The sequence below is a fragment of the Devosia sp. genome, from assembly GCF_017307565.1.
Lineage (GTDB): Bacteria > Pseudomonadota > Alphaproteobacteria > Rhizobiales > Devosiaceae > Devosia.
This window is the reverse complement of record NZ_JAFKHD010000485.1, coordinates 1-7025: the sequence shown is the minus strand read 5'-3', so window position 1 is coordinate 7025 and position 7025 is coordinate 1. Positions and strand designations below refer to the sequence as shown.

At 59.9% G+C, this 7025-nt stretch carries 8 protein-coding genes, 1 tRNA gene and 2 pseudogenes; 7 read left to right on the top strand and 4 right to left on the bottom strand.

Going from position 1 to position 7025, the window contains the following annotated elements:
• Positions 1 to 271: pseudogene (locus J0I64_RS21215) on the bottom strand (hypothetical protein); the annotation flags it as partial.
• Positions 261 to 1316: a DNA sulfur modification protein DndB gene (dndB, locus tag J0I64_RS21210; RefSeq protein ID WP_291412039.1), complete on the bottom strand. Its 1056-nt coding sequence runs from the start codon at positions 1314 to 1316 to the stop codon at positions 261 to 263. The pseudogene J0I64_RS21215 and the gene dndB, both read right to left, overlap by 11 nt.
• A 133-nt stretch (positions 1317 to 1449) precedes the next feature.
• Here dndB and J0I64_RS21205 point away from each other — a divergent pair, with 133 nt between their 5' ends.
• A complete protein-coding gene (locus J0I64_RS21205; protein WP_291412035.1) occupies positions 1450 to 2568 on the top strand; it encodes an aminotransferase class V-fold PLP-dependent enzyme in 1119 nt (372 codons plus the stop codon).
• Between the two features lie 339 nt (positions 2569 to 2907).
• On the opposite strand, the gene J0I64_RS21200 is transcribed toward J0I64_RS21205, so the two are convergent.
• A complete protein-coding gene (locus J0I64_RS21200; protein ID WP_291412033.1) occupies positions 2908 to 4128 on the bottom strand; it encodes a hypothetical protein in 1221 nt (406 codons plus the stop codon).
• A gap of 96 nt (positions 4129 to 4224) precedes the next feature.
• On the opposite strand from J0I64_RS21200, the gene J0I64_RS21195 reads away from it, so the two are divergent.
• Positions 4225 to 4359: a hypothetical protein gene (locus J0I64_RS21195; RefSeq protein WP_291412031.1), complete on the top strand. Its 135-nt coding sequence runs from the start codon at positions 4225 to 4227 to the stop codon at positions 4357 to 4359.
• A 93-nt stretch (positions 4360 to 4452) separates the two neighbouring features.
• On the opposite strand, the gene J0I64_RS21190 is transcribed toward J0I64_RS21195, so the two are convergent.
• Positions 4453 to 4542 (bottom strand) — tRNA-Ser (locus tag J0I64_RS21190).
• 222 nt (positions 4543 to 4764) lie between these two features.
• Here J0I64_RS21190 and J0I64_RS21185 point away from each other — a divergent pair.
• The 5 genes and pseudogenes from J0I64_RS21185 to J0I64_RS22685 form a co-directional block, all read left to right on the top strand.
• Positions 4765 to 5544: an MBL fold metallo-hydrolase gene (locus tag J0I64_RS21185; protein ID WP_291412029.1), complete on the top strand. Its 780-nt coding sequence runs from the start codon at positions 4765 to 4767 to the stop codon at positions 5542 to 5544.
• A 244-nt stretch (positions 5545 to 5788) separates the two neighbouring features.
• Positions 5789 to 6280, top strand: a complete 492-nt coding sequence (gene rplU, locus J0I64_RS21180; protein WP_291412037.1) for a 50S ribosomal protein L21 — start codon at positions 5789 to 5791, stop codon at positions 6278 to 6280.
• Between the two features lie 12 nt (positions 6281 to 6292).
• Positions 6293 to 6559: a 50S ribosomal protein L27 gene (gene rpmA / locus J0I64_RS21175; RefSeq protein WP_092426362.1), complete on the top strand. Its 267-nt coding sequence runs from the start codon at positions 6293 to 6295 to the stop codon at positions 6557 to 6559.
• Positions 6560 to 6673: 114 nt separating this feature from the next.
• Positions 6674 to 6892: pseudogene (locus J0I64_RS22690) on the top strand (GNAT family N-acetyltransferase); the annotation flags it as partial.
• Positions 6893 to 6935: 43 nt separating this feature from the next.
• The coding region (locus tag J0I64_RS22685) for a twin-arginine translocase subunit TatC (protein ID WP_366933771.1) at positions 6936 to 7025 on the top strand (90 nt) is incomplete at its 3' end.

Here is a 7025-nt window from a genome sequence, read left to right as displayed (position 1 = left end):
CAGCGACAACTGGATTTTCAACCATCGTGTCGGTGCTGATCACGTATACTGGATTCAGAAGGGCGGTGGCCGGAAGCCGCGACAGTGCCATCCAGACGAGCTGGAGCGTAGCGGTGGAATCCTTCCAGCCGCTGTAGCCAACCACCCATGGCGTGCTATCCGACTGATAGAGCCTGGCGATCTCCTCCATCAGCGTGGATATGGTCGCTTTGAAGCCTGAGGCTGCGAAGGCGGAACTGCGGGTCGTGCCGCTCCCTATTTCAAGCTGCATTCGATATCCCCTTGAAACCGAGTTCGAGAGAGTGTTCGCCGGCGGAGAGCGGCATGCCCAACTGTTGCTTGATCGCGTTCGCAGTAAGGAGAACGCTATGATGGGCCTTCGACATCTTGCCGGCGATGACGCACCGCCCGTCCCACAGCGGCGACGACTTTCTCCAATCGATCATGGTCAAGCCTTCCATTGCAGCGTTCGGATTGGCAATGGTACTGGAGCGAAGCATCGTGTTGCCGACTTTTCCAAGCGCGTGGAGCACGACGCTGTGCGAGTTGATGTAGGTGTCGCGCAGCGATCCTGACGTCATCGCTCCGGAAGTGACCTCGGACCAATGGGGCATATGAAGGGCCACTGCCTCCCAGAAATCGCCCGCGTTGGCCTCGCGTTCGCTCTCTTCCATATCGAGGTCTGAGAGCAGCGCCTCGGTCGCAGTGTAGAAAGCACTGAGCGTGAACAACGGCTTCGAACGGGGGGAGAGACTGGTCTTCTCGAACTCGATCAGCTCAGACAGTCCCGGCACTCGCGACAGGAGAAGCTTCGACATCATGGCGAGCCCATCGCGATGATCGTAGAGCACCCCCAGCGATTTGGAAGGACGGACCGCGTGGCGATTGAGATCGGCGAACATTTGCTGGCAACGGGCGAGACCGCGATCGTAGAACAAGACGACCGCGATGGTTTCGTCGGCCAATTCGGGAACCTGCTCGATGGCAGCCTCTATTGCTGCCCTTCGATGCTGACCATCATTGATTATGAGCTTCGCGTGCTTCATCTGCACGCGCAGTGTACCCGTCAGATCGTCGCTCGCATTGGGCATGAAGACCGCCTCACCGTCTATGGACGCGGTTATCGCCGAGAAGACGTAGTCGGTCTTGTTCTCGACCAGATACTTGGTGATCTGGGGAATTCGTCCTCGGTTGAGTTGTCGTTGCGAGCGCTGTTGGGCCGTCAGCCCCGTCTCGTTGAAGACGAATATCTTGGGCACCAATCCCAGGGGGCACATCGAGATATAGTATTCTCGGCCAGCCTGGACACCTCGCACGGCTGGGAAATCCAAAACGGCTCGCACTGCATCCCCGAAACATGCTTCAAAACTTCGCGGAATGGTATAGTCCTGTTCGCGCCACAGTCAACCAAACGAAACAAACAGAACAAACATGCCAATATATCTCGACATGGCGGCCACTACCCCGACCGACGCTCGCGTGGCGGCATTGGTGATGGACCACATGGTCGAGGAATTTGGCAACGCCGGAAGCCGCACGCATGCGTTCGGCGCGGACGCCAAGGCGGCAGTCAACAAGGCAAGGGCTCGAATAGCAGCACCGCTCAAGGTTGAACAGGGTGACATCTTGTTCACGAGCGGAGCGACGGAAGCCAACAATTTGTCCATCCTCGGACTGCGGGAACATGCGGTCCGTTCGGGAAGGCGTCACATCGTCTCGACTGCGATCGAGCACAAGGCCGTGCTCGAACCGCTGGAGCGATTGGCGTCAGAAGGGTTCGAGGTGACCCTGGTGAAGCCCGATAAGGATGGCTATGTCTCGGCAGCCGATGTTGCGAACGCCATCCGGACCGATACGTTGATGGTCTCGGTGATGCACGCCAACAACGAGACCGGTGCAGTCCAACCCATCGCTGAGGTCGCGTCGCTGCTCAGCGACGACGATCTTTACTTCCATGTGGACGCGGCCCAGACGTTCGGGCGATTGAACGACGCACTTGCCCACCCACGCATCGACCTATTGAGCCTGTCGGCGCACAAGATCTACGGTCCGAAAGGGGTTGGTGCCCTGGTAACCCGCCGCAGGAACGGAAGCCGAGCCCCGCTAGCGCCTTTGATGTTCGGTGGCGGGCAGGAACGAGGGCTTCGTCCTGGAACCTTGCCCGTGCCTTTGATTGCGGGTTTTGGCCTCGCGGCCAAGTTGGCTGCGGAAGAAGCACACGCGCGTGCGCAGGCGAATATGGCGTTCAGGCAAACAGCGGTGACGGCTTTGGCACCACTACGTCCCGTTGTGCATGCTCGAGAAGAGCGCGGCGTGCTTCCTCACATCTTGAGCTTCTCGGTCCCCGGAGTGGATTCGGAAGCTACAATGGTTGCAACGAAGGATCTGGTGGCTATATCGAATGGCTCCGCCTGCACCTCGGCGAGCTACGAACCCAGCCATGTGCTTTCCGCGATGGACCTGCCGGTCGAAGTGATCAACGGGACCGTTCGCGTGTCTTGGCATCACAAGACCAAAAATCCTGATTGGCGTCTATTCGTCGAGAGACTGCAAGACCTGCAGTTCTGACAGCATGTGACCAGGATCCGGGCGCTATGCTTGACCGGGCGCGGCAGGGAAGAGCCACTATTCGTTCGTACCAATGAGATGGCCTCTTGGCCGTCTCAGCGGCATGCTTTCGAGGGTGCTCCTCCCCGCCATGGAACAATGCGGCACGGTCCGACCAAACATCGGCGAGCATGGATGACCGCCCCAATCCATCTCAATCAGCACCTTCTTCTTCCAGCGCAGTTGCCTCGACCAGTTTATCCAGAAGCAACTCCTTCCATGCGTCCGCCAGGCGGGCGTCGACCTTTGCACGAGCCGCATTCAATGCACCGCGCTCGAACCAATTGTCGACTTTTGCGATTATGTCCTCACGATAACCTGCTCCCTGGCCATAGCGGCTCCGCAGTTCGGCCCAAAAATCTGGGTCGTCGTCCAAATAGGGCTTAAAGGTGTTTCGTCCGATGCTTGAGCGCGAACGAGGAATTCCTGGTGCCAGTCGGAAATATCCTCGGCGAGCGTTTCCACCAGCGCCACGGCCTCGGGCGTCGATGCGAATTGGTTCTCCAATCCATCCAGCCGCCCCAGAATGCGGGATACGAACTCCCCAGTCCGAAGATTTGCGTCCGCCCGAACGCCGGTTCCGACTATGTGGTGCACATCCAGGTTGTACCAGCTGCCGTTCCGCATCGCCGCGGCTGCAATGCTGCTAGGGTGGCTCGCTCGCAGCTCCTGAAGCAGTCGTTTTTGCGCGACGCTGATCGAACCAGGGATGTCGTCGTAGTCCCTTGCGATCGCCAGCGCCTCCTTCGCGAGCGTCACGCGCGCCTGTTGGATTCGATGCGCGTCGGCGTTGGTTCGCAGTTCTCCGGCGAGATCGGTGAAGCGCTCCAGACGTTCCAATTGCCTGAGGCGGATTTGATCGACCTGCTGGCTGATCTGCTGCCAAACGATGCCAGCCCCTTCTTCAACGACGTTGTAGAAGATGACTGGGACTGATGGCAGTTCGGCCGCCTTGAGACTGGACTGGATCTGGCTCTCTCGATAGGCATAACCCTCTTCGACGGTCTCGACGGGCTCACCGGAGTCGTCGATGACCTTTATGGCTTCATCGGCCCGGGGGAGAACGAGCAGAGCAACGCGCTGACGATCCATGGCGTCGGAACCGATGTCCTTGAGACCTTTCAGAATACTCAAGGTTTCCTGCCCGGGGGCGTCGTTGAAGGAGCAGCAAAGAATACTGATCGCACGGGGATCTGCGGTCAGTTTCTGTAGGTCCGTACGGTCTGTAGCACCATGGATACCCTTCGTATCGATGATGGTCAGATCGTAGGGCGATTTGCGCATGAAGGAACTTGGCAGGAACACATTCACGCGGTCGGGAAGCGACATGCGGGGTTGACGGCCGAAGTTGATGTCGCTGACGACCGAAGACAGCCATTGCACGCCGGCGGCGTCGTTCTCGGCCATGAACATCTGCGTTTCGGTGCGCTCCTCGAGCCTCATCCGCGCGACGATCGCGTGCACGACCTCCTCCCGCCCACCTGCGGCCCCCTCGAGCAGTTCCTTCACGGGATCGATCAAAAGCTTCGCATCCTCGGGATCTCGCCTCTCTTGCGCAAGGGGCATCCTTGGATGGCATTCGGCACCGTTGTCCTGCGCGCAGGAGTACGGATCACCATGGCGGCCACACTGACGACCATTGCTCTGCAGCAGACCGGTATCGGCACGGTGGTCCCAAGACCAAGCGCACTCCACGACCCGCGCGCGACGTCGCCGGCGACGGCGACGGCGACGGCAGGGTGGCCATTCTGATGCCCATGTGTACCGCTCCTGTGTACCAGTGGCGCGGTTCAAAAGCCCTTAATCCCCTAGGATTTGCGGGATTCCTGATGTTCTTGGGAAAACTGGCGGAGAGAGAGGGATTCGAACCCCCGATAGAGTTGCCCCTATGCCGCATTTCGAGTGCGGTGCATTCAACCGCTCTGCCATCTCTCCGCGAGATCGAAAAGGGATCGTTGAAAATCCCGGCCGGTCGATACGGGGCGGCTTATGGCATAGCGACGCGCGGCCTGCAACACCCCTTGTGCGCCGATATCACAGAAAGCGCGTGACGCATGAGCGGGCGCGGGTTCGGTCACAAGTCCGTGTCCACCTGTCTCCCTTTTGCAAAAATCTGCGTTGATGTCGCGTCAGGGATCAATTTGACGGGAGAAACCTATGGTTACGCGACGCAACATGGTCGCCGGCATGGCCGGCTTGCCATTGGCGGGCCTTGCCGCCAATCTTTTGGGTACCAGTTTCGTATTTGCTCAGGACGCATCCATGGCCGACACAATTGCCACCAGCGAGGGCGACCTCGTCATTCACCCGGTTCAACATGCAAGCCTGGTGCTCGAATGGGGCGGCAAGGTGATCTATGTCGACCCCGTCGGCGGGGCCTCGCTCTATGAAGGCCTGCCCGCACCGACCGCCATTCTGCTCACCCATGGCCATGGCGACCATTTTGACGTGCCGACGCTCGAAGCCATTGCCGGCTCGGCCCCGCTTCTCACCAATGCCGATGTATTCGGCAAACTGCCCGATACGCTCAAGGCCAATGCCAAATCCATCGCCAATGGCGAAGACGGCGAACTCGATGGCGTCAAGCTCAAGGCCATCGCTGCACACAACACCACCGAAGATCGCATGCGTTACCACCCGGTGGGCGTGGGCAATGGCTATATCCTGAGCCTTGGCGACAAGCAGGTCTATATCGCCGGCGACACCGAGCCGACCGAGGAAATGCTGGGGCTGACCGGTATTGCCGTCGCCTTCCTGCCCATGAACCTGCCCTATACGATGACGCCGGACCAGGCCGTCGAGGCGATCAACGTCTTCAAGCCCGGGATCGTCTATCCCTACCACTATGGCGAGAGCGACCTGGCCGCGCTCGAAGCCGGGGTGGGCGCACACACCGAAGTGCGCCTTCGGAACTGGTACCCGAACGGGCAGGGCTGATGGGCCAAAACGCCGACGAAACCTGCGACGGCGCTTGACTCTGAGGCCCTTTTTCCCGATAAGCCCCCGATCCCACGCGCACTGGTCCTACCTGTGCGCTGGTTTTGTTTGAAAACGCTGCTCGAGGCTGCCGGTCGGAACTCTCCGGCCCCAGACTTAAAAACCGCGGAAAGGCATGCAAGCCGCGGTGCCGCAGGGCGCGACAGATTAAGGGACCGGACGCTTGAACCGTTCGGTTGTGCATATGACTTTTGCAGTCATCAAGACGGGCGGCAAGCAGTACAAGGTTGCTGCCAACGACGTCATCAAGATCGAAAAGCTCGACGCCGCTGCCGGCGACATCGTCACCTTTGACGAAGTGCTGATGGTTGGCGACGTGATTGGTGCTCCGCTGGTGGAAGGCGCACTCGTTGCTGCCGAACTCATCGAGACCAAGAAGCAGAAGACCGTCATCATCTTCAAGAAGCGTCGTCGCCACAATTCGCGTCGTCGCAATGGTCACCGCCAGCAGCTGACCACCGTGCGCATCACGGAAATCCTCACCGGCGGCGCCAAGCCAGCACTCGCTGCTGCTGCCAAGGCAGAGGCTCCGGCCGCTGTGACCGAAGAAGCGCCGGCCAAGAAGCCTGCTGCCAAGAAGGCAGCACCGAAGGCCGCTGCTGAAGACACCGCCGCTGAAAAGCCGGCGAAGAAGGCCCCGGCCAAGAAGGCTGCGCCGAAGGCCGATCAGGAATAAGGAGCTTAGACTATGGCACATAAGAAAGCAGGCGGTTCATCCCGCAACGGTCGTGATACCGCTGGCCGTCGTCTCGGCGTGAAGAAGTTCGGTGGCGAAGCTGTCGTCGCCGGCAACATCATCATCCGTCAACGCGGCACCAAGTGGGCTGTCGGCACCGGTGTCGGCCTGGGCAAGGATCACACGATCTATGCTCTGGTTGATGGCAGCGTCGCGTTCCGCACCCGCGCGAACAACAAAGTACACGTGTCTGTCATCCCGGCAGAGGCCGCCGAATAACCCGGCAGGCTCGACTAACCCGCCGGTGACCAGTTCCCCGGCGGCGTTTGGCGACAAACCAGAACTGCAAAGGGGGACCGGTCAACCGGTCCCCCTTTTCGCTTTTGGAGATACATGATGACTGCCGCCCTCAAGGACTGCCTGCCTGCGACGCTGACCACTACCCGTCTGGTACTGGCCACTCCGGCAATGGCGCATGTTCCCCAAATGGCGGCCCTCGCGAACAATAAACGTATCCACGAAGTGCTTTCGCGCCTGCCCCATCCCTATACGGAAAAGGACGGCGAGCATTTTGTCTCCGAGATTGCGCGCGGGGAAACCGAGTTTGCCTGGTCGATCCTGCGAGATGGCGACTATGTCGGCACCGTAGGCCTTCATCTCCTTCCCGATCTGGGCCGGGCAGCTCTGGCTGTTCGTCGCCCCTGGCCTGTACCGCAGCGAGAAGCGGGCGATCTTCCCGTTCCTG

Coding starts and splice junctions, on each gene's coding strand:
- J0I64_RS21185 (WP_291412029.1), top strand. CDS start 4,765: ATGGTTACGCGACGCAACATGGTCGCCGGCATGGCCGGCTTGCCATTG.
- J0I64_RS21205 (WP_291412035.1), top strand. CDS start 1,450: ATGGCGGCCACTACCCCGACCGACGCTCGCGTGGCGGCATTGGTGATG.
- J0I64_RS21195 (WP_291412031.1), top strand. CDS start 4,225: ATGGCGGCCACACTGACGACCATTGCTCTGCAGCAGACCGGTATCGGC.
- rpmA (WP_092426362.1), top strand. CDS start 6,293: ATGGCACATAAGAAAGCAGGCGGTTCATCCCGCAACGGTCGTGATACC.
- rplU (WP_291412037.1), top strand. CDS start 5,789: ATGACTTTTGCAGTCATCAAGACGGGCGGCAAGCAGTACAAGGTTGCT.